This is a genomic window from Rhodanobacter lindaniclasticus (genome assembly GCF_004799035.1).
Classification (GTDB): domain Bacteria; phylum Pseudomonadota; class Gammaproteobacteria; order Xanthomonadales; family Rhodanobacteraceae; genus Rhodanobacter; species Rhodanobacter lindaniclasticus.
Genome location: NZ_MWIO01000004.1, coordinates 104,378 through 124,252, shown reverse-complemented (window position 1 = coordinate 124,252; position 19,875 = coordinate 104,378). Strand labels below are relative to the sequence as shown.

22 protein-coding genes are annotated in these 19,875 nt (G+C 64.6%); 9 read left to right on the top strand and 13 right to left on the bottom strand.

From position 1 onward, the window contains the following. Positions 1 to 10: 10 nt before the first annotated feature. Positions 11 to 103 carry a helix-turn-helix domain-containing protein gene (locus B1991_RS19175; protein ID WP_136256974.1) on the bottom strand — a complete coding sequence of 31 codons (93 nt, stop codon included), beginning with the start codon at positions 101 to 103 and terminating at the stop codon, positions 11 to 13. A gap of 293 nt (positions 104 to 396) precedes the next feature. Here B1991_RS19175 and B1991_RS01685 point away from each other — a divergent pair, with 293 nt between their 5' ends. Next, entirely contained in the window at positions 397 to 1,167 is a 771-nt protein-coding gene (locus B1991_RS01685; protein ID WP_136256973.1) for a class I SAM-dependent methyltransferase, read from the top strand. 20 nt (positions 1,168 to 1,187) lie between these two features. Here the strand turns inward: B1991_RS01685 and B1991_RS01680 are convergent, their stop codons facing one another. The 4 genes from B1991_RS01680 to B1991_RS01665 form a co-directional block, all read right to left on the bottom strand. Continuing rightward, positions 1,188 to 2,237, bottom strand: a complete 1,050-nt coding sequence (locus B1991_RS01680) for a glycosyltransferase family 2 protein (RefSeq protein ID WP_136256972.1) — start codon at positions 2,235 to 2,237, stop codon at positions 1,188 to 1,190. After that, complete coding sequence (locus tag B1991_RS01675) at positions 2,207 to 3,133, bottom strand: NAD-dependent epimerase/dehydratase family protein (protein ID WP_136256971.1); 927 nt, start codon at positions 3,131 to 3,133, stop codon at positions 2,207 to 2,209. Before B1991_RS01675 ends, B1991_RS01680 begins: the two co-directional genes overlap by 31 nt. Then, on the bottom strand, positions 3,134 to 4,180 hold the full coding sequence (locus tag B1991_RS01670) for a glycosyltransferase family 4 protein (RefSeq protein ID WP_246031024.1): 1,047 nt from the start codon (positions 4,178 to 4,180) through the stop codon (positions 3,134 to 3,136). Between the two features lie 155 nt (positions 4,181 to 4,335). After that, entirely contained in the window at positions 4,336 to 5,190 is an 855-nt protein-coding gene (locus tag B1991_RS01665; RefSeq protein ID WP_136256969.1) for a glycosyltransferase family 2 protein, read from the bottom strand. A 558-nt stretch (positions 5,191 to 5,748) separates the two neighbouring features. Here B1991_RS01665 and pilB point away from each other — a divergent pair. The 6 genes from pilB (at position 5,749) to B1991_RS01635 (ending at position 11,440) form a co-directional block, all read left to right on the top strand. Then, a complete protein-coding gene (gene pilB, locus B1991_RS01660) occupies positions 5,749 to 7,470 on the top strand; it encodes a type IV-A pilus assembly ATPase PilB (RefSeq protein ID WP_136256968.1) in 1,722 nt (573 codons plus the stop codon). A gap of 140 nt (positions 7,471 to 7,610) precedes the next feature. Then, entirely contained in the window at positions 7,611 to 8,891 is a 1,281-nt protein-coding gene (locus B1991_RS01655; RefSeq protein WP_136256967.1) for a type II secretion system F family protein, read from the top strand. 59 nt (positions 8,892 to 8,950) lie between these two features. Beyond that, entirely contained in the window at positions 8,951 to 9,343 is a 393-nt protein-coding gene (locus B1991_RS01650; RefSeq protein WP_136256966.1) for an endonuclease domain-containing protein, read from the top strand. A 10-nt stretch (positions 9,344 to 9,353) separates the two neighbouring features. Next, positions 9,354 to 10,211 carry a prepilin peptidase gene (locus B1991_RS01645; RefSeq protein WP_136256965.1) on the top strand — a complete coding sequence of 286 codons (858 nt, stop codon included), beginning with the start codon at positions 9,354 to 9,356 and terminating at the stop codon, positions 10,209 to 10,211. Then, entirely contained in the window at positions 10,208 to 10,819 is a 612-nt protein-coding gene (coaE, locus tag B1991_RS01640; RefSeq protein ID WP_136256964.1) for a dephospho-CoA kinase, read from the top strand. Before B1991_RS01645 ends, coaE begins: the two co-directional genes overlap by 4 nt. Positions 10,820 to 10,912: 93 nt before the next feature. Next, complete coding sequence (locus tag B1991_RS01635) at positions 10,913 to 11,440, top strand: REP-associated tyrosine transposase (protein ID WP_136256963.1); 528 nt, start codon at positions 10,913 to 10,915, stop codon at positions 11,438 to 11,440. 53 nt (positions 11,441 to 11,493) lie between these two features. On the opposite strand, the gene B1991_RS01630 is transcribed toward B1991_RS01635, so the two are convergent. From B1991_RS01630 to B1991_RS01620, 3 genes are all read right to left on the bottom strand, one after another. Further along, a complete protein-coding gene (locus B1991_RS01630; RefSeq protein ID WP_246031023.1) occupies positions 11,494 to 11,895 on the bottom strand; it encodes a (deoxy)nucleoside triphosphate pyrophosphohydrolase in 402 nt (133 codons plus the stop codon). After that, a complete protein-coding gene (locus tag B1991_RS01625; RefSeq protein ID WP_136256962.1) occupies positions 11,895 to 12,383 on the bottom strand; it encodes a dihydrofolate reductase in 489 nt (162 codons plus the stop codon). Before B1991_RS01625 ends, B1991_RS01630 begins: the two co-directional genes overlap by 1 nt. Before the next feature lie 93 nt (positions 12,384 to 12,476). After that, positions 12,477 to 13,271: a thymidylate synthase gene (locus tag B1991_RS01620; RefSeq protein WP_136256961.1), complete on the bottom strand. Its 795-nt coding sequence runs from the start codon at positions 13,269 to 13,271 to the stop codon at positions 12,477 to 12,479. Positions 13,272 to 13,383: 112 nt separating this feature from the next. Here B1991_RS01620 and B1991_RS01615 point away from each other — a divergent pair, with 112 nt between their 5' ends. Further along, positions 13,384 to 14,394, top strand: coding sequence for a TIGR00266 family protein (locus tag B1991_RS01615; RefSeq protein WP_136256960.1), 1,011 nt, complete (start codon positions 13,384 to 13,386; stop codon positions 14,392 to 14,394). Between the two features lie 68 nt (positions 14,395 to 14,462). Here the strand turns inward: B1991_RS01615 and lgt are convergent, their stop codons facing one another. From lgt to B1991_RS01590, 5 genes are all read right to left on the bottom strand, one after another. Continuing rightward, entirely contained in the window at positions 14,463 to 15,347 is an 885-nt protein-coding gene (gene lgt / locus B1991_RS01610; protein ID WP_136256959.1) for a prolipoprotein diacylglyceryl transferase, read from the bottom strand. A gap of 191 nt (positions 15,348 to 15,538) precedes the next feature. Then, positions 15,539 to 16,042, bottom strand: coding sequence for a TPM domain-containing protein (locus B1991_RS01605; RefSeq protein ID WP_136256958.1), 504 nt, complete (start codon positions 16,040 to 16,042; stop codon positions 15,539 to 15,541). Between the two features lies 1 nt (position 16,043). Next, the gene (locus B1991_RS01600; RefSeq protein WP_246031026.1) at positions 16,044 to 16,910 is read right to left on the bottom strand and encodes a TPM domain-containing protein; all 867 of its coding nucleotides are present in this window, start codon (positions 16,908 to 16,910) and stop codon (positions 16,044 to 16,046) included. Between the two features lie 4 nt (positions 16,911 to 16,914). After that, positions 16,915 to 17,535 (bottom strand): LemA family protein, encoded by a 621-nt coding sequence (locus B1991_RS01595; protein WP_136256957.1) that lies wholly within the window; start codon positions 17,533 to 17,535, stop codon positions 16,915 to 16,917. A 74-nt stretch (positions 17,536 to 17,609) separates the two neighbouring features. Beyond that, complete coding sequence (locus tag B1991_RS01590) at positions 17,610 to 17,981, bottom strand: diacylglycerol kinase (protein WP_136256956.1); 372 nt, start codon at positions 17,979 to 17,981, stop codon at positions 17,610 to 17,612. Positions 17,982 to 18,323: 342 nt separating this feature from the next. Between B1991_RS01590 and B1991_RS01585 the strand changes: the two genes are divergently transcribed. Further along, positions 18,324 to 19,859 (top strand): peptide MFS transporter, encoded by a 1,536-nt coding sequence (locus tag B1991_RS01585; RefSeq protein ID WP_136256955.1) that lies wholly within the window; start codon positions 18,324 to 18,326, stop codon positions 19,857 to 19,859. Positions 19,860 to 19,875: the final 16 nt, after the last annotated feature.

The window sequence follows — 19,875 nt, the reverse complement described above, 5'->3', positions numbered from 1 at the left end:
CGCGCCCCAGCTATCTTCCAATGGCTCGCAAGCTGTCGCCCGACGCCAGGCGCTGCTGGATCTCCACTCGCTCGTTCAGGGTCAATTCGTTGTACGTTCTCATCGCAACAGCCTATGTCAGATGCGGCATGGTGTTGCACGTGGAGTTTGAGTCGGCCCTGACTTCGTGCGCCGGGTATTCTTTCGCTCGCTGCGCACGCGGCGGATTGAGCTGTTGAAAGAATGGATTCCCCGTGCTTTCGCCGCATCCCCTTATGGCACCATGCGGACCGCCTTGCTGGTGTTTTGTTCTGTTGTACGCATCGCGTGCAAAGACCTGCTTGGACGAATCCGCAGGAAATCACACGGCCGTTTTAATAACGTACTGTATCGCCGCTAGCCTACCGCCCGGAATCCATGAACTTCATCAAGCTCGCCAAGTACGCTCTTTCAGGCTGGCTTCCCGGCGGAAGACGCCGATGCGTGATGTGTGGCCACCATGTTTGGCGCTTCATGCCATACATGCGCGGCTCTATCGACACGCCGGGGCTGATGCTTGCGATGGATGTCGTAGGCAGCAATCCGGACCAGTTCGAGTGCCCGCGATGTGGCGCGCACGATCGGGAACGGCACCTGCTGATGTACATGGAAAGAGCCGGGCTGCTCGCAGACATCCACCGGAAGTCGGTGTTGCATTTCGCACCGGAGAAGCGGCTCGCCCGACGCATAACGGAGACTGCCCCCAGTTGCTACATTCCATGCGACTTGTATCCCTCCACGGCGGGCGTGCAACGCGTCGACATGCTCGACATCCCATTTGATGGCGAATCCTTTGATCTGGTCATAGCCAACCACGTGCTGGAGCACGTGAGCGACGACCTAAAGGCACTCGCCGAGATCCACCGGGTGCTCAAGCTTGGTGGCCATGCCATCCTGCAGACGCCATATAGTGCGAAATTGCACGGCACTTGGCAGGATGCCGGGATCGATACCGCCGAAGCTCGGCGGCAGGCCTACGGGCAGGCCGATCATGTTCGCCTATTCGGAAGGGACATCTTCAACCGTTTCACGTCGGCTGGCCTGGTCTCATGCATTCGCCAGCACGATGACTTGTTGGCCGATGTCGACGCAGCCGCCTTAGGCATCAACCCCAAAGAACCTTTCTTCCTGTTTCGTCGGCCGGAATGAATCGAACGCAAGCGCGCGGCTCAGCGAATGGATGGCACCCCATGCCTGAATAGCAGGCGCAACTTGTGCGGAAACCAGGTGAAGGCGTGGAGATAGCCACGCAGGGTGGCTTGGCGTTGAGCTTGTTGCCCCCGGCGCCGCTGGCGCAACTCCAGGGTACCGCTGAGGACCGACTTCAGAGTTGGCCGGTAAACTTCGCGCCAGACCCTCCGATCGCGCCTGGACAGCGTCACCGCGATGCCCTCCAGAACCAATTCGGCCATGTGTACTGCAAGGAGGGGCCAAACCAGCCATGTCGGCGTACAAATGACCATGACCCTCGTCTTGTTGCGTTCGCTCAATCGGCGTCTACGCAACGTCGTGCTGAGTTTTCCTCTATTCACCCTGTTGCCGCCAAAACTGACCCCTTGGCGGTGGCGATACCCGCTGGTTCTCGTAACGTGGACCGGCCGGCCGCGCAAGCGGGCCACGCAGCACAGATACATATCTTCGCCGATCGACTCCAGCCACTCTGGAAATCCGCCAAGGTCATTCCAGAGATCGCGTGCCACCCAAAAGCAGGCACCTATCACCATGGCAACTTCGCGGCGGTCCTGATCGAGGTTCGGCACAGGATTGTAGAAAGGGTCGAGCAGGCAACCGCGGTCGACTAGCTTGTCGGTTTCCCAGTCGTACTGAGGCATCGTCAAAATGCCTCCAGGAGACTGCAGGCCCGCAACCTCGACCAGCGTGAGGATCGCATCGGGATGCAATGCGGCATCGTTGTTCAGCAGCAGAACGTACTTACCGCGAGCGTGCGAAACCATGCGATTGTTTGCCTTGCAAAACCCCACGTTTTCGCGGCTCGCCAAGAGTTCCACGCTCGGGTACCTGGCCAGCAACAAATTGACGGAATCATCGGTTGAGGCGTCGTCGTGAACGATGATCTCGATGCTCACGTCTCCCAGTTGAGACAGCACCGAACCGAGACAGTCGTCCAGCATGGCTGCGCCATTGTAGTTGGCGACGCATACGGAACACACCGGATGCTCCGGTCGATTCAGTGCATGATACTGTTCAACCAAATCCATGTCCGCTTAAGCCCCTCGCGCAACGGTGTTGCCGCCGAAAACCCAAACTCCTGCAGCGCAAAAGACGGATCCATGACTATGCTTGAAGCGTCGACGGGACGGTCGGCTTCGTAACGACATAACAACGTGGCTCCCGTTACTTCCTGCAATGCCTCGAACAGATCCTTCAAGCTAGTACCGATACCGCTGCAGGCGTTCACCACGCGAGCACCAGGTGGCATCGGCTTGGCAAGTATCGCTGTCACCAATCGAATCAGATCATCAATGTACAAGTAATCCCGAATAGCCGAGCCGTCCCCCCACACACGCAAAACTTCATTGCGGCGAATCTTGCCCATGGCGGCCGGAACGATGCCAAATCCTGCTCGTTCGAGCTGGCCTGGGCCATAAACGTTCGAAGGCCGCACGATCATCGCCCTTCCCGAATATTGATTGCACCACGCGGAAATGAAGTACTCCGCTGCGATCTTGCCCGCGCCGTGATAGGAGCGTGGGCGCACCGGCGTTCTTTCAGATGCCGCTTCGCCGTCATTTGGTGCATAAAGCGCGCCGCCCGACGAGAGATACAACAGATCGACGCCGGGATGATTCTGCATCGTCTGCAACAACGCGGTTAACGGTAAAAGATTGCCCGTCACATCTTCTATCGGATGACCCGCCGAAGTTCCCGGAGTGGACGTAGACGCCAAGTACACCACGACGCGGCTGCGTGCCACCCATGGAGCAAAATCTTCCGGTTCACGTAGCATGCCCTCGACCGGCTCAACGTTCGCCCCATCGAACTCGGCCGGACTGCGGCTGGCTGCGATCACGCGCTCGCCACGTTGCGCAAGCGTACGCACCAACTGTCGGCCGATGAATCCGCCCGCGCCGGTTATGAGAATCGAATCGCCCATTCAGTGCGTTTCCAGCAACCGGCGATAGATACTCTCATAACGCTTGGCGCAGTCGTCCCAGGTACCAACTTCGGTGGCGACCCAACGCCTCGCCGCATCCCCCATGCGTCGATTGGTCTCCTCGTTCTCCAATTCGGCTAGCGCGTTCCCGTAAACACTGGCGTTATCGCACAACCTTCCGGTTTCACCATCGAAGACGATACTTGCATGTGCTGGCATATCGGAGGCAATAATCGGGAGCCCCGCTGCCATCGCTTCGAGCATGACTTGCGGCCTACCTTCTGCATGGCGGCTCAAGGTAATCAGGCCGCAGGCCGTGGGAAACCAGCAGAACATCAACTGTTCCGGGGTGACGGGCCCGTGGTAATGAACCCATTCCGGTATCGCGACACCTTCCTGCATCGGCCCAAACAGGTGCAACTCGCGAGTGCCATCACGAAAGAACTTCGACGACCAGTCAAATAGAGAGCCAAGCTTGTCTGCAGTGAGACGGGTGACGGTAAGCCATCGATGGGGTTGGCCCAGCCGGAGGCCTCTCTCGATCTCGTACCAGGCGGGCTCAATCCCAAATGAGATCGAACATACATCGGCAATGTCCCCAAAAGACGCTTCCAATGGTTCGCGCATCCAATCCGCATTGGGACAGATTGCTACCCGTCGCCGTTTCATGATCCGCCGCAACAAAGTGCACATCAATGGCAGCCTCAGCAATTTGAGGTCGTTCCCGAGTACGGTGATCAATGCCGGTTTACCATTACGCGGCAGCGGTAATGCACATTGCAACCAATTTATGTGATAAACGTCCACGTCTTGGTTGCGATAGGCTCTGCCGATCATGCGCAAGAGGCGAACGGGTGCAAACCATCCGCGCCAACCTCTGTCGCGCATGCTGTGCGAGATTCCACCTATGGCCATCAGGTGTTCCAGCCAATCGGCATCCTTGCGTGCCACGACGGTTTTAGCCCGATCCGGAAGCTCGCCCGGGGGAGACCAGACACTGAGTTCGACAGATGGAACGCGTGCAATCGCGGCAACGAGATGTCGCATGAAGATCCCTCGCCAGTCCGAGATGTCCCGTGGATACGAGGTGCTGATCAAAAGTACACGCATCAAGTGGTTAGCACCTCGGCCACGCTGCGGAACTAAAACGGTAGGCGCCACACAGTAATACCATCAGGAAGGACTCACTCTGGCGCAATATTTCACTTGTAGGGCCTGTACATCAGGCCGGTGATCTGTTCGGAAACCAGCCCGATCAGGAACACAACCACAGCCGCGCTCCACAGCAAAGTGCTCATGTTGGTAAGTCGATGGTAGGCGTAGAGCGTATAGGTGTAATTGGCGAAACCGGCCAGGAAAAACACCGCACTCGCCGGCACGAACAGCTTCAGCGGCGAATACAGCGTGGCGATCTTGAAGATGATCAGCAGGAAGCGGATGCCGTCCTTGAGGGGTCGGATGTGGCTCTTGCCGACGCGCTGGGCGGCCTTGATCGGGACGTAGGCGACCGCATAGGCGCTGCGGAAGAAGGCCATGGTGCTGGTGGTGGGGTAGCTGAAGCCGTTGGGCAGCAGGTGCAGGAATTCGCGGAACTTGTCGGCGCGCACGGCGCGGAAGCCGGAGGTGAGGTCGAGCACGGGGTGGCCGGTCATCTTGGTGGCCAGCCAGTTGTACAAGGTGTTGGCGATGCCACGGCCCACGCCGGCCTGGCTGCCCCAGTCGCGGGCGCCCACCACCATGTCGTAGCCGCGGTTCAACTGGTCGAGCAGCCGCGCGACGTCGGCGGGATCGTGCTGGCCGTCGCCGTCCATGAACACCAGGATGTCGCCGCTGGCGGCGCGGGTGCCACGCTTGATCGCCGCGCCGTTGCCCATCGAGTACGGCGAGGACAGGCATTGCACGCCGTGGCTTTCGCAGATGTTGCGGGTGTCGTCGGTGGAACCATCGTCGACCACGATGATCTCGGCCTGCGGCTGCGCCGCGCGCAGTTGCGGGAGCAAGACCGCAAGCGCGGGCGCCTCGTTCTTGGCAGGCAGGATGATGCTGAGCTGGTTCAAGATCGGGCTCCCCGGGAAAGGGGGATCATAACGTGAAGGCTGCCCATGGGTGGCTGCGGTGCCCTGGGTGAACAGGGGGCTTGTGGTTGGGGTCTCATTCGCGATCCCGGTTTCGGGTTGATCGTCGCGCGACGGCATGTTGGACGTGGACGTGGCTTTGGTGCGCTTGGAGCAAGTGCGATTCCTGCCTGCGCAGGAATGACGGGGATCGGGAAATTTTGCCGGAAGTCGGATCAGGGAGTCCGCGCGGGAATGGCGGGCGGGAGTCGTGGTCCTGGCGAGGGAGTGTCGATCCGCGTACTTCCCTGGCGGCGCGCCGCCGGAAACACCGCCGATCCCGCTGCCGGCAGAGAGAAGCAGAAAGAGCAGTCAGCCGGCCGGCGCGGTTCGATTCTTGCTTGCCTATCGGGGCAAGCCACCCGGGGCCCGCGCCAAGCCCGGCGCGGCCGTCGGCTTGTGCGCTGCATCACCCTATCGGATCAAGGCGCAGGCAAAGGATGACCTGAACGCCAGACTGCGGTAGATTCAACCACATACGGGGAAAGGGTCACGTAAGTTATGTCATCGCAACCGCAACCATCGCTCGCAGGCCTGACCGGCATGGCGCGCCGCTTGGTGTCCGAAGGACTGCTGCCCGAGGATGACGCCCGCAAGGCGATGGTCGACAGCGCGCAGCACAAGATGACGCTCGGCGCGTGGCTGCTCGACCGCAGCCTGATCGAGAACGCGCAATTGACGCGAGTGCTGTCGCTCGAGTTCGGCATGCCCATGATGGACGTGGCCTCGCTCAACCCGACCACGATGCCGCTGGACCTGATCAGCGAGGCGCTGATCACCAAGCACCAGGCGTTGCCGCTGTTCCGGCGCGGCAAGCGCCTGTTTGTGGGTATCGCCGACCCGACCCAGTCGCACGCGCTGGACGAGATCAAGTTCCACTCCAATTGCCTGGTCGAGCCGATCCTGGTCGAGCGCGGCTCGCTGCAGCGGACGATTGAAAATCTGCTGAACTCCATGCGCGACACCATGCCGGACATGGATACCGGCGAGTTCGACGAGCTCGACCTGGAGGTCGGCAGCGACGAGGCCGAATCCACCGGCATCGACGCCAACTCGGCGGACGATGCCCCGGTGGTCAAGTTCGTCAACAAGATCCTGGTCGACGCGATCCGCCGCGGCGCCTCGGACATCCATTTCGAGCCGTTCGAATCGCAGTACCGGGTGCGCCTGCGCATGGACGGCATGCTCAAGGCCGTGGCCAGTCCCCCGATGAAGATGGCCAACCGCATCTCCTCGCGCCTGAAGGTGATGGCGCAGCTGGACATCGCCGAGAAGCGCGTGCCGCAAGACGGCCGCATCAAGCTCAACCTGTCCAAGACCCGCGCCATCGACTTCCGCGTCAGCTCGCTGCCGACGCTGTTCGGCGAAAAGATCGTGCTGCGTATCCTCGATGGCTCGGCGGCCAGGATCGGCATCGAGAAACTGGGCTACGAGCCGGAGCAGCAGAAGCTCTACATCGACGCGATCCACAAGCCCTACGGCATGGTGCTGGTCACCGGCCCCACCGGCTCGGGCAAGACGGTGTCTCTGTACACCGGCCTGAACATGCTCAACACCAACGAGCGCAACATCTCCACGGTGGAAGACCCGGTCGAAATCCGCGTCGAGGGCATCAACCAGGTGCAGCAGAACGCCAAGCGCGGCATGACCTTCGCCAGCGCACTGCGCTCGTTCCTGCGCCAGGATCCGGACGTGATCATGGTCGGCGAAATCCGCGACCTGGAAACCGCCGAAATCGCGATCAAGGCCGCGCAGACCGGCCACATGGTGCTGTCCACGCTGCACACCAACGACGCGGCGCAGACGATCGCCCGCCTGATGAACATGGGCATCGCGCCCTACAACATCACCTCGTCGGTGACCCTGATCATCGCCCAGCGCCTGGCCCGGCGCCTGCACGAGTGCAAGAAGCCGATCGAGCTGCCGCCAAAGGTGCTGCTGGATGCCGGCTTCAGCCAGGCGGACATCGACGCCGGCCTGACGATCTACCAGGCGGTGGGCTGCGACGGCTGCAACGAGGGCTACAAGGGCCGCGTGGGCATCTACCAGGTGATGCCGATGCTGGAGGAGATCCAGAAGATCATCCTGCAGGGCGGCAACGCGATGCAGATAGCCGAGGTGGCCAAGGCCGCCGGGGTCAACGACCTGCGCGCCTCGGCCCTGCTCAAGGTGAAGCAGGGGCTGACCAGCCTGACCGAGATCGACCGGGTGACCAAGGAATGACGTCCGACCGGGCCCGCATGCTGCAGAACTTGCGCAAGGCGCCACGGTTTGCCGCTTTGAAAATGACCTAAGCTGTATTAGTGACTTGCCAGCCGGCCCGTGCGCCGGCTTCGAGATCGAACCACCGGGGGAAGATGCGCATGGCCACGGCTACCGCAACCGCAAAAGCAAGGGCAGACAAGACGCGTGCGCTCGGCGCCCAGCGGGCCGAGGTCAGCCACCTGACCACCTACGAATGGGTGGCCCTGGACAAGCGCGGCAAGCGCATGAAGGGCGACATGCCCGCCAAGAACGCCTCGCTGGTCAAGGCCGAATTGCGCCGCCAGGGGATGAACCCGCAAACCGTGCGCGAGCGCGCCAAGCCGCTGTTCGGCGCCTCCGGGAGCAAGATCAAACCAGGCGACGTGGCCATCTTCAGCCGCCAGATCGCCACCATGATGGCCTCCGGCGTGCCGATGGTGCAGTCCTTCGACATCATCGCCGACGGCCAGAAGAACGTCCGCTTCAAGAACGTGCTGCTCGACGTCAAGCAGAACATCGAGGGCGGCGCCTCGCTGCACGAGGCGCTGGGCCGCTACCCGCTGCAGTTCGACGAGCTGTACTGCAACCTGGTGCATGCCGGCGAAACCTCGGGCGTGCTCGACACCGTGCTGGACACGGTGGCCACCTACAAGGAACGCACCGAGGCGATCAAGAAGAAGATCAAGAAGGCGCTGTTCTACCCGATGATGGTGCTGGCGGTGGTGTTCATCGTCATCCTGATCATGCTGCTGTTCGTGGTGCCGGTGTTCGCCAAGACCTTCCAGGACGCCGGCGCGCAGCTGCCGGCGCCGACCCAGTTCCTGGTCGATGCCTCGGAGTTCATGCAGGGCTACTGGTACATCGTGGTGGGCATCATCGTCGGCAGCATCGCCGGCATCGTGATCGGCAAGAAGCGCTCGCCGAAGTTCGCCCATTTCCTGGACCGCGTTGCGCTGAAGATGCCGGTGATGGGCGACATCGTGCGCAACTCCGCGATCGCCCGCTTCGCCCGCACGCTGGGCGTCACCTTCCGCGCCGGCGTGCCGCTGGTGGAAGCCCTGGATGCCGTGGCCGGCGCCACCGGCAGCGCGGTCTACAGCGACGCCGTGCGGCAGATGCGCGATGACATCTCGGTCGGCCACCAGCTGCAGCTCGCCATGAAGCAGACCGGCCTGTTCCCCAACATGGTGGTGCAGATGACCGGCATCGGCGAGGAATCCGGCTCGCTGGACAGCATGCTGTTCAAGGTCGCCGAGTTCTACGAGGAGGAGGTCAGCAACGCGGTGGATACCCTCTCCACCCTGCTCGAACCCCTCATCATGGTGGTACTCGGCACCCTGGTCGGCGGCATCGTGATCGCCCTGTACCTGCCGATCTTCAAGCTGGCCGGCACGTTCTGAGGCTTCAAAAGCCCCTCTCCCACCGGGAGAGGGGTTGGGGAGAGGGTACGCCCGAAGCCATGCACCACAAACCGCCCCTTCCTACCCGAACGCTGACCACGGCCAAGTCGCTGCGCACCGCCAGCACCGCTGCTGAAATCAAGCTCTGGTATCACCTGCGCGCCAGACGCCTCGTCGGGCTCAAGTTCCGCCGTCAGCACCCCATCCCGCCGTACATCGCCGACTTCTATTGCGAAGAACTCAAGCTAGTCGTCGAGGTTGATGGTTCGCAACACGATGAAGAAACCGACGGGATTCGTACGCACTCGCTGGAACGGCAAGGCCTCGTGGTGTTGAGATTCTGGGACAATCAGGTGTTGCAGGAAACCGCAGCGGTGCTTGAGGCGATTTTGGACTTCGCTCGGGGCCGTACCCTCTCCCCAACCCCTCCCCCGGAGGGGGAGGGGCTTTAAAGGTCCACGCATGCCCGAACTTCCGCTGTCCGTCTGGATCGCCCTCGCCGCCGTGCTCGGCCTGCTGGTGGGCAGTTTCCTCAACGTGGTGATCCTGCGCCTGCCCGAGCGCATGGCGGCGAGCTGGCGCCGCGAGGCGCGCGAGGTGCTGGAGATGCAGGCCGACGATGCGCCGCTGCCGCCCGGCATCGTGCGCGAACCTTCGCACTGCCCGCATTGCAAGCATCCGCTGTCGGCGGCGGACAACATCCCCCTGTTCGGCTGGCTGCTGCTGCGCGGCCGCTGTCGCTACTGCAAGGTGAAGATCTCGATCCAGTATCCGCTGGTGGAATTGTTCAGCGGCGTGCTCAGCGCACTGGTGGTGTGGAAATTCGGGCCTTCGTGGGTCGCGCTGGCGGGGCTGGTGTTGACCTGGGTGTTGATCGCGGCGGCCGGCATCGACTTTCGCACGCAACTCCTGCCTGACCAGTTGACCTTGCCGCTGCTGTGGCTGGGCATGCTGCTGTCGCTGATCCCGATGTTCGCTGGCGCGCCCTCGGCGATCATCGGTGCGGCGATCGGTTACCTGAGCCTGTGGAGCGTCTACTGGGTGTTCAAGCTGCTCACCGGCAAGGAAGGTATGGGCCACGGCGATTTCAAGCTGCTGGCGGCGCTGGGGGCGTGGATGGGGCCGGTGGCCTTGCTGCCGGTGATCCTGTTGTCGTCGCTGATCGGCGCCCTGGTCGGCGGCAGCCTGATCGCGTTGCGCAAGCACGAGCGCGAGATTCCGATGCCGTTCGGCCCGTTCATCGCCGCCGCCGGCTGGGTGTGGTTCATGGCCGGCCCGCAGCTGCTGCAGGGCTACATGCACTTCACCGGCCTGCGATGAGCGCCAGGCCGCCCGCCCTCGTGGTAGCGCTGACCGGCGGGGTGGCCGCCGGCAAGAGCGCGGTGACGCGCCGCTTCGAGGCGCTCGGCGTACCGGTGCATGACGCCGACGTGGCGGCCCGCGAGGTCATCGCCCCCGGCAGCGAAGGCCTTGCCGAGGTGGTCGCCGCATTCGGGCCGGAGGTGCTGGACGACCGCGGCCAGCTGGACCGCCCCTCGATGCGCCGGCGCGTCTTCGCCGACCCCGCCGCGCGGCGCAGGCTGGAAGCCATCATCCATCCGCGCGTGCGCGCCTGGCTGCGCGAGCGCGCGCTGGCCGACAGCACGCCATACTGCCTGCTGGCTATCCCGTTGCTGGCCGAGAACATCGCGCAGTACCGCTGGGTCGACCGCGTGCTGGTGGTCGACGTACCCGAATCCGTGCAGCTCGACCGCCTGATCGCCCGCGACGGCGTCGACGAAACCCTGGCCCGGCGCATGATCGAGCAGCAAGCCAGCCGCGCCGACCGCCTCGCCCTCGCCGACGACGTGATCGACAACAGCGGCGACGAAAGCGCGCTGGATCAGGCCGTCGCCGAACTGCACCAGCGCTACCTGGCATTGACGTAGGGCGGGCACTGCCCGCCAGTCACCGCCACCCCCACAACAATCTCCACCGCCCGCCGACATGGCTCACGCACGCCAGCCGGCTAACCTCCATGCATGCCGAACTATCGACGCGCACGGATCGAGGGGGCGACCTGGTTCTTCACCGTGATTACCGCACGGCGACAGCGCTTCCTGGCTGACGAGCACGCGATATCCATCCTGCACCAGAGCGTACTGGCAACGCTTCAACGGATGCCGTTCCGCATTGACGCCTGGGTGATCCTGCCCGACCACATGCATGCAATCTGGACGCTGCCCGCGGGCGACAAGGATTTCTCCACTCGCTGGGGCCTCATCAAGGCGGGCTTCTCCAGAAAATCGAATCTTCCGCAAGCATCCGCCCCGCGTCGCGACGGCGGGCTGTGGCAACCCAGGTTCTGGGAACACAAGATTCGCGACACCCGGGATTACCACGCCCACATGGACTACGCGCATTACAACCCGGTCAAACACGGGCTTGTGACGAGGGTGAAAGATTGGCCGCACTCCAGTTTCCACCGCGCGGTTCGAGAAGGCATCTACTCCGCGGACTGGGGCGGCGTCGAACCGCGGCAATCGGGAGGAAACAACTTCGGCGAGTAGGGCGGGCACTGCCCGCCGGCTGCTACGCAAAAAACCGGCGGGCGGTGCCCGCCCTACCCGAGCGCAGCCAGAATCACCCGATCCGCCGGCGCCAGGATCATCGGGTCGACGCTTGCCGGCAGCAGCCATTGCAAGGGCTGGGCTTCGAGCGAGCGGGGTTCTCCGCGCCAGGACGAGACGCACCAGGCGTCGAGCAGCAGCTCCCGTTCCCCGTATCGCCACGGCAGGCGGATCAAGGGTTCGGCAGCGCGCACATGGATGCCCAGTTCTTCGAGCAGCTCACGCGCCAGTGCCGCCAACGGTGTTTCGCCGGCTTCGAGCTTGCCGCCGGGGAACTCCCAGAATCCCGCCAGGTGTTTGTCGGCCGGGCGTTGTGCCAGCAACACGCGGCCGGCTCCGTCCAGCAGGACACCGGCCATCACGTGCATGACCGTCGCCGGCATCGGCGCAGGCATCACGCGCTGCGCAGGTACTCGACCATGTCGAAGTCGTAGGCGTGCTCGGCATCGGCCTTGTGGTGCACGCGCGAGACCTCGGTCCAGTCGCTGAAGTGCACGCCGGGGAAGAAGGTATCGGCACCGTCGATGGCTGCGCTGACCCAGGTCAGGTACATCCGCCGCGCGTTGGGCAGCGCCTCGGCGAACACCATGCCGCCGCCGATCACCATCAGGCCGGTGTTGCTGCAGCGCGCCTGCGCCTCCTCGATCGAGCGCACGGTGATCTGGCCGGGGAACGGTGCCTCGTGGCGTCGGGTGAGCACCAGGTTGACCCGATCCGGCAGGGCACGGCCGATCGAAACGGCGGTGTTGTAGCCCATCAGCACGTTCTTGCCGACGGTCAGCTGCTTGAACCAGCGCAGGTCGTCCGGCAGGTGCCATGGCAGGTGGCCCTTGCGGCCGATCGCGAAGTTTTCATCGAGTGCGGCAATGAGCGAGATGGCCATGGGGAAATCCTTGCAATGGTGATCATCGAAAAGGCGCGCCGCGCAGGCGCCGCCGGACGTCCGGAATCTTAGCAGGCCGCACCGCGCGCAGAATCAGACCGCCACTGCGGCCTTGATCGCCGGGTGCGATCGGTAGCCTTCGATCGCGATGTCTTCGAACTTGAAATCGAATACCGAGCGCACATCCGGATTGAGCACCAACCGCGGCGGCGGCAGCGGCTCGCGATCCAGCTGCAAGCGCGCCTGCTCGACGTGGTTGTCGTACAGATGGGCGTCGCCCAGGGTATGCACGAAATCGCCCACGGCCAGACCGCAGACCTGCGCGATCATGTGCGTCAGCAGTGCGTAACTGGCGATGTTGAACGGCACGCCGAGGAAAATGTCGCCCGAACGCTGGTAGAGCTGGCAGCTCAGCTTGCCGTCGGCCACGTAGAACTGGAACAGCGTGTGGCACGGCATCAGCGCCATCTTCGGCAGCTCGCCCACGTTCCAGGCGCTGACGATCAGCCGCCGCGAATCGGGGTTGCGCCGAATCTCGTCCACCACCCAGGCGATCTGGTCGATCGTGCCGCCGTCGATGGTCGGCCAGGCGCGCCATTGCCGGCCGTAGACCGGGCCGAGATCGCCGTTGGCGTCGGCCCACTCGTCCCAGATGCGCACGCCCTGCTGCTTGAGGTAGGCGATATTGGTGTCGCCGCGCAGGAACCAGATCAGCTCGTGCACGATCGACTTGATGTGCAGCTTCTTGGTGGTGACCAGCGGGAAACCCTGCGCAAGATCAAACCGCATCTGCCAGCCGAACACGCTGCGCGTGCCGGTGCCGGTGCGGTCGGCCTTGGGGGTGCCGTGGTCGAGGACGTGGCGGAGCAGATCGAGGTATGGACGCATCGGCCAAGGATAACCGCAGCCGCCGTTGCCCGGGGATGCCGTGACAACCGTCACTCCCGCCACGGCGCGGTCCGGCCCTATGCTCGTGCTTCCGCAGAAGGAGATCGACCCCATGGCAGCGTGGTTTTTCAGCTACGGCAAGAACGGCGAACGCATCGGTCCGCTCGATGATGCAGCCGCCGCGGCGCAGGCCCGGCGCCAGCCGGACGGCTATTGCTGGCGCGAAGGTTTCACCGAGTGGAAGGCGATCCGCAGCGTGGCCGAACTGGGCGCGGCGATGGGTCCGCCACCGGTGCCGGCGACGCTGGGCAGCGGGCGCGCCGACGAGATCGACTACACGATCGTGGGCACCGACATGCAGTTCGTCGAGATCGAACTGGACCCCGGCGAGAGCGCGATCGCCGAGGCCGGCGCACTGATGTACAAGGAGGCCGGCGTGCAGATGGATACCGTCTTCGGCGACGGCTCCAGCGGCGGCCAGAGCGGCGGCGGCCTGATGGACAAGCTGCTCTCCGCCGGCAAGCGCGTGATCACCGGCGAAAGCCTGTTCACCACGGTGTTCACCCACCGCGGCCAGGGCAAGGCCAAGGTCGCCTTCGCCGCGCCCTACCCCGGCACCGTGCTGGCAATGAAACTCTCCGACCACGGCGGCCGGCTGATCTGCCAGAAGGATGCCTTCCTGGCCGGCGCGCGCGGCGTGCAACTGGGCATCTTCTTCCAGCGCAAGATCCTCACCGGCCTGTTCGGCGGCGAAGGCTTCATCATGCAGAAACTCGAAGGCGACGGCTGGGTATTCGTGCATGCCGGCGGCACCATGATCAAGCGCGAGCTGGCCGCCGGCGAACGGCTGGACGTGGACACCGGCTGCGTGGTGGCTTTCCACGACACGGTGGACATGGACGTGAAAGCGGTCGGCGGCATCAAGAGCATGCTGTTCGGCGGCGAAGGCGTGTTCCTGGCCACGCTGACCGGCCCGGGCACGGTGTGGCTGCAGTCGCTGCCGTTCTCGCGACTGGCCGGTCGCATGCTGGCCGCGGCGCCGCAAGGCGGCGGGCAACGTCGCGGCGAAGGCTCGATCCTCGGTGGCCTGGGCGACATCCTGGGCGGCGACCGCAATTTCTGATCGTCCGCACCCGTAGGGCGGGCACCACCCGCCGCACGCGCTTCAGGGGCCGGCGGGCAGTGCCCGCCCTACGAGGGACTGGCCAATGGCAACGTGGGCGCGCGACGCGACATGGCGATCAACACCAGCCCGACCACGATCAGCGGCAGCGACTGCATCTGACCCATCGTCACCCAGTCGGTGCCGAACAGATAGCCCAGTTGCGCGTCGGGCACGCGCACGAATTCCACCGCGAAGCGGAACACGCCATACAGCAGGGCGAACAGGCCCGACACCAGGTAACGCGGTCGCGGCTTCAGCGATACCAGCCACAGCACCACGAACATCACTCCACCTTCAAGGCACAGCTCATAGAGCTGCGAGGGGTGTCGGGTCAGCCCGCCGAATTGCTGCAGCTGCGGCAGCCAGGCCGGGTGAGCCGCAGCCCAGGCGACGTCCTCGGCCTGGGCACCGGGAAAAATCATCGCCCAGGCATGGTGCGCGGGTTTGCCCCACAGTTCGCCGTTGATGAAGTTGCCGAGCCGTCCCAGGCCCAGCCCGAGCGGCACCAGCGGCGCCACGAAATCCACCGTGTCGAAGAAGTGCAGCGCGTTGCGCCGCGACCACCACCAACCCGCGGCGAGCACGCCGAGCAGACCGCCGTGGAAGCTCATGCCGCCATCCCACACCTTGAACAGCACCAGCGGCTCGCGCCAGATCCAGCCGATGCCGCCCTCGTAATAGAACAGCATGTACCAGATGCGCCCGCCCACGATGACGCCCAGCATGCCGTAGAACAGCAAGTCGCCCAGCGCGTCGCGGCTCACCGGCAGGCGTCCGCGGCGGCGCCGGTACTCGCCCAGCACGGCGACGAAGAAGAAGCCCAGCAGGTACATCAGGCCGTACCAGTGCACCTGCACCGGACCCACGTGGAAGGCGACCGGATCGAATTGGGCGACAAAAGGCTGCGACATGCGGACGGGGCCAATCGGGCAAAGGCCAAGTGTAGCGTCACGCAAGGATTCGGGGAGATGCCGCGGGCGCAGACACGCAGGAGCCCGCTCGCGGGCGATGCTTTTGCGTATCCCTGGTCCGAGACAAGAGCATCGCCCGCGAGCGGGCTCCTACGGGTGCCGGTTTGGCCACGGGACACGCCCGCGTGCGTTCACAGCAATACCGGCCGGTCCGGCAGCTCGTCTGGATTGGCTTTGTCGTGGGCGGGAAAGTGCTGCAGCAGCAGGGCGTGGATGGCGGCGATGCCGCGCAGGCTGCCTTCGCGCCATTCGCCGTTGGCGTAGTGGGTGCGCATGGTGGCGCAGATGGCTGTCCATGCCGCCGGCTCCACCCGCGCGGCGATGCCGCGGTCCGCCACGATCTCGATGCGATGCTCGGCCAGCAGCACGTACAGCAGCACGCCGCTGTTGTGTTCGGTGTCCCACACGCGCAGCTGGCTGAACAGCTGGCGCGCGCGAGTGGCCGCGTCGAGTCCGCCCAGCACGGCAAGCGGGTGGAGTCGCGATTCGATGGCCACGCGCACTTCGCCGTGGTGGCCGCGTTCGCCGGCGGCGATGGCGGCCGTGATCTCGTCCAGCAAGCTGGCGGGAAAGCGCCACCGCAGCTGGAACCAGCCCGCGAACGCGTTTGCCAGCACTCGCCGCATGCGTGTCATGTCACCAGCTCCCCGAGGCACCGCCGCCGCCGAAGCTGCCGCCGCCTCCGCTGAAACCGCCGCCGCCACCAAAACCACCACCGCCAAATCCGCCGCCGCCAAAACCGCCGAAGCCGCCCCAGCCACCGCCGCCGGCCGAGCGGCCACCACCGGATGGGAGCAGCATCACGATGCCGCCCACCACCGCGCCCAGCACGCCGGCACCGAGCGAAACCAGCAGCCACAGCAGGCCGCCGATGATCGCGCCACCCAGCGGCACCCGCACCAGCGCATGCGCCCGACCCAGCATGCCGCGCAGGAAGATCGCGACGAACAGCGCGATCATCAACATGCCCTGCAATCCGGGCCCACGATCCTCGCGCGGCGCTCCTTCCACCGGCGGCGGCAACGGCTCGCCGTCGATCAGCTGGGTCAGCGCGCCGACGGCGTCGTGGATGCCGCCGAAATAGTCGCCCGTGCGGAATTTCGGCGCGATGTACTCGCGGATGATGCGTGCGTTGGCGGCGTCGGGGATCGCGCCTTCCAGGCCGTAGCCGACCTCGATGCGCACGCGTCGGTCGTTCTTGGCGACGAGTAGGAGCACGCCGTCATCGGTACCCTTGCGGCCGATCTTGTTGGCTTCGGCGACCGCCAGCGAGTATTCCTCGATCGGCTGCTCGCCGGTGCTGTCCACCATCAACACCACCAGCTGCGCGCCCTTGGCTTTCTCCAGCGCCACCAGCTGCGCGTCGAGCTGATCGACCTGGGTCGCGCTGAGCGTGCCGGTGAGGTCAGTGACGTGCCGCGCCAGTTGCGGCATGGCCGTCGCCGCCTGCACTGCCGCCGGCAGGCACAGCAGCAACGCCAGCAGCGGCAGCCAGCGGCGGATCACTTCAGTGCGCCGAGGCCGCGGGCGCCGGTGCACTGGTGCCGAAATCCACCGTAGGAGCGGTGGAGATGGCCTTCTCGTTGTCCACGCTGAAGTTCGGCTTGACCTTGTAGCCGAACATCTTGGCGGTCATGTTGTTGGGGAAGGTGCGGATCATCGCGTTGTACTGCTGCACCGCCTGCACGTAGCGGTTGCGCGCCACGGTGACGCGGTTCTCGGTGCCCTCCAGCTGCGCCTGCAGGTTCTGGAACAGGCCATCGGCCTTCAACTGCGGATAGTTTTCGCTGACCACCATCAGCCGCGACAGCGCGCTGCCCAGCTCGCCCTGCGCAGCCTGGAACTGCTGCAGCTTCTGCGGATCGTTGATGGTGTCGGCGTCGACCTGCAGGCTGCCCACCTTGGCGCGCGCGTTGGTCACTTCCACGAAGACCTTCTCCTCGTGCTGGGCGTAGCCCTTGACCGTGTTGACCAGGTTCGGCACCAGGTCGGCGCGGCGCTGGTACTGGTTCAGCACCTCGGACCAAGCCGCCTTGACCGCTTCGTCCTGGCGCTGCATGGCGTTATAGCCGCAGCCGGACATCAGCCCGACCAGCAGCATAATCATCAAGGTACGCAAGATAGTCATGGCATCGCTCCTGAGCGGACGGACCTGCATTGCAGCATCCGGCCTGCGTCAACGCAATCGGCGCGGCCGGGGAGCTAAAACCAGCGGGGCAACAGGATCAGGCCCCAGCTCAGCGCCACCAGCACCAGCAGCACGAACACCGCCGCCGAGCCCATGTCCTTGGCGCGGCCGGCCAGCTCGTTGAACTCCGGGCTGACCTTGTCCACCACCGCCTCGATCGCCGAGTTGAGCAGCTCCGCCGACAGCACCAGCAGCGGCCCCAGCACCAGCAGCAGCTTTTCCACGCCGCCCTCGCCCAGCCACAGGCCGAGCGGAACCAGCACCACCGCCAGCATCGCCTCCAGCCGGAACGAGGCCTCGTGGCGCCAGGCCGCACGCAGCCCCTTCATCGACCAGCGAAACGCGTTCCAGACCTGGCGCGGTCCCCGAAAACCCTCGGCCGGCATGACGCGGCCCCGCTCAGGCCAGCGCCGGCAGCGGGACGCCGGCGCGGGTTGCACGTGGCGAAACGCGGGTGCGTTCCAGCCGGGAAAGGATTGCCTGGGCCATCGTCGAACGGGTTCCTGTCGCGCCGCGGACCGCGGGCACGCCATGATGCCACAGGCACCCTCCCGCTCCACCGCGCGCTCAAGGCCCAAGCACGCAGCGCACGAATTGTCATGCGGCAGTGCAGCTATGACCTTTGGGGGGATGGGTTACCCTTGCCCGGTTGTGATCCGTTCAGGATCCATCTGTGCCGGTACGTGCCTGCACGTCACCAGGATCTTGAACCAATGCCCGGGGAAAACATGGCCAACCAGAACCCAGCCGTCTCGCAGACGAAGTCCTTCAGCACCGTCTTCCTGATCGAAATGTGGGAGCGCTTCGGCTACTACGGTATGCAGGCGCTCATCGTCTATTACATGGTCCAGCGCCTGGGCTTCCCCGACGAGCAGGCCAACCTGGTGTGGAGCGCGGCGGCGGCGCTGATCTACGTGGCGCCGGCGATCGGCGGCTGGGTGGGCGACAAGATCCTCGGCACGCGGCGCACCATGCTGCTGGGCGCCGCCATCCTGGCGGTCGGCTACGCGCTGATGGCGGTACCCACCGAAAGCGTCTCGTTCCTGTATTTCGCGCTGGGCGTGATCGTGGTCGGCAACGGCCTGTTCAAGCCCAACGCCGGCAACCTGGTACGCAAGATCTACGAAGGCGACGACTCCAAGATCGACAGCGCCTTCACCATCTACTACATGGCGGTGAACATCGGCTCGACCTTCTCGATGCTGCTCACCCCGTGGATCAAGGACTACGTCAACCTGCACTACGGCAACGAGCTGGGCTGGCACGCGGCGTTCGCGGTGTGCTCGTTCGGCCTGGTAGTGGGCTTGGCCAACTATATGGTGATGCGCCACACGCTGGGCCACGTCGGCTCGCCGCCGGACGAAAAGCCCGTGCACATGGGCAAGCTGCTCGCCGTGCTGGGCGTGGGTGTGCTGACCGTGTTCGCCTCGGCCTACGTGCTGGCCCACGAGGAAGTCGCGCGGATCTTCGTCTACGTCGCCGCCGCGGTGGTGCTGGGCATCTTCGTGTGGCTGATCGGCACCAGCGAGCGCTCCGAGCGCGCCGGCCTGATTGCCGCGCTGGTGCTCACCGTGCAGACAGTGTTCTTCTTCATCTTCTACCAGCAGATGTCGACCTCGCTGAACCTGTTCGCGCTGCGCAACGTGAACCCGAGTTTCGACGTGTTCGGCTTCCACCTGTGGAATTGGGCGCCGGCGCAGTTCCAGTCGTTCAACCCGATCTGGATCTTCATCCTGAGCCCGATCCTGGCGTTGATCTACAACGCCGCCGGACGCGGCGGCAAGGACATTTCCATCGCCACCAAGTTCGCCCTGGGCTTCGCCGCGGTGGCGCTGGGCTTCTTCATCTACAGCTGGGCCGCGCATTTCGCGGTGGACGGCAAGACCAGCTCGTGGGTGATGGTGTGGGGCTACGGCGCCTCGTCGCTGGGCGAGCTGCTGGTCAGCGGTTTGGGGCTGGCGATGATCGCGCGCTACGTGCCCGAACGCATGGGCGGCTTCATGATGGGCGCCTACTACGTCGCGTCGGGCGTGTCGCAATACCTGGGCGGCATCGTGGCCAACTTTGCCAGCATTCCGCAAAACATCACCGACCCGCTGCAGACCATGCCGATCTACACCAGCCTGTTCAGCAAGCTGGGCTGGGCCGGCGTCGCCTGCACCGTGATCGCGCTGACCGTGCTGCCGCTGATGCGCAAGCTGTCGGCGCAACATCACGCGCACAACAACCAGGCGCCGCTGCCGACGATCGGTTCGGAGCAGTAAGCTCGGCGGCGATCAG

What these genes read in the sequence shown, in the direction of transcription:
- B1991_RS01675 (WP_136256971.1), bottom strand. Translation starts at nt 3,133, where the DNA reads ATGGGCGATTCGATTCTCATAACCGGCGCGGGCGGATTCATCGGCCGA.
- B1991_RS01670 (WP_246031024.1), bottom strand. Translation starts at nt 4,180, where the DNA reads ATGCGACATCTCGTTGCCGCGATTGCACGCGTTCCATCTGTCGAACTC.
- B1991_RS01590 (WP_136256956.1), bottom strand. Translation starts at nt 17,981, where the DNA reads ATGCCGGCCGAGGGTTTTCGGGGACCGCGCCAGGTCTGGAACGCGTTT.
- B1991_RS19175 (WP_136256974.1), bottom strand. Translation starts at nt 103, where the DNA reads ATGAGAACGTACAACGAATTGACCCTGAACGAGCGAGTGGAGATCCAG.
- pilB (WP_136256968.1), top strand. Translation starts at nt 5,749, where the DNA reads ATGTCATCGCAACCGCAACCATCGCTCGCAGGCCTGACCGGCATGGCG.
- B1991_RS01625 (WP_136256962.1), bottom strand. Translation starts at nt 12,383, where the DNA reads ATGGCCATCTCGCTCATTGCCGCACTCGATGAAAACTTCGCGATCGGC.
- B1991_RS01630 (WP_246031023.1), bottom strand. Translation starts at nt 11,895, where the DNA reads ATGCCTGCGCCGATGCCGGCGACGGTCATGCACGTGATGGCCGGTGTC.
- B1991_RS01685 (WP_136256973.1), top strand. Translation starts at nt 397, where the DNA reads ATGAACTTCATCAAGCTCGCCAAGTACGCTCTTTCAGGCTGGCTTCCC.
- coaE (WP_136256964.1), top strand. Translation starts at nt 10,208, where the DNA reads ATGAGCGCCAGGCCGCCCGCCCTCGTGGTAGCGCTGACCGGCGGGGTG.
- B1991_RS01650 (WP_136256966.1), top strand. Translation starts at nt 8,951, where the DNA reads ATGCACCACAAACCGCCCCTTCCTACCCGAACGCTGACCACGGCCAAG.
- B1991_RS01615 (WP_136256960.1), top strand. Translation starts at nt 13,384, where the DNA reads ATGGCAGCGTGGTTTTTCAGCTACGGCAAGAACGGCGAACGCATCGGT.
- lgt (WP_136256959.1), bottom strand. Translation starts at nt 15,347, where the DNA reads ATGTCGCAGCCTTTTGTCGCCCAATTCGATCCGGTCGCCTTCCACGTG.
- B1991_RS01645 (WP_136256965.1), top strand. Translation starts at nt 9,354, where the DNA reads ATGCCCGAACTTCCGCTGTCCGTCTGGATCGCCCTCGCCGCCGTGCTC.
- B1991_RS01595 (WP_136256957.1), bottom strand. Translation starts at nt 17,535, where the DNA reads ATGACTATCTTGCGTACCTTGATGATTATGCTGCTGGTCGGGCTGATG.
- B1991_RS01585 (WP_136256955.1), top strand. Translation starts at nt 18,324, where the DNA reads ATGGCCAACCAGAACCCAGCCGTCTCGCAGACGAAGTCCTTCAGCACC.
- B1991_RS01655 (WP_136256967.1), top strand. Translation starts at nt 7,611, where the DNA reads ATGGCCACGGCTACCGCAACCGCAAAAGCAAGGGCAGACAAGACGCGT.
- B1991_RS01620 (WP_136256961.1), bottom strand. Translation starts at nt 13,271, where the DNA reads ATGCGTCCATACCTCGATCTGCTCCGCCACGTCCTCGACCACGGCACC.
- B1991_RS01680 (WP_136256972.1), bottom strand. Translation starts at nt 2,237, where the DNA reads ATGGATTTGGTTGAACAGTATCATGCACTGAATCGACCGGAGCATCCG.
- B1991_RS01635 (WP_136256963.1), top strand. Translation starts at nt 10,913, where the DNA reads ATGCCGAACTATCGACGCGCACGGATCGAGGGGGCGACCTGGTTCTTC.
- B1991_RS01605 (WP_136256958.1), bottom strand. Translation starts at nt 16,042, where the DNA reads ATGACACGCATGCGGCGAGTGCTGGCAAACGCGTTCGCGGGCTGGTTC.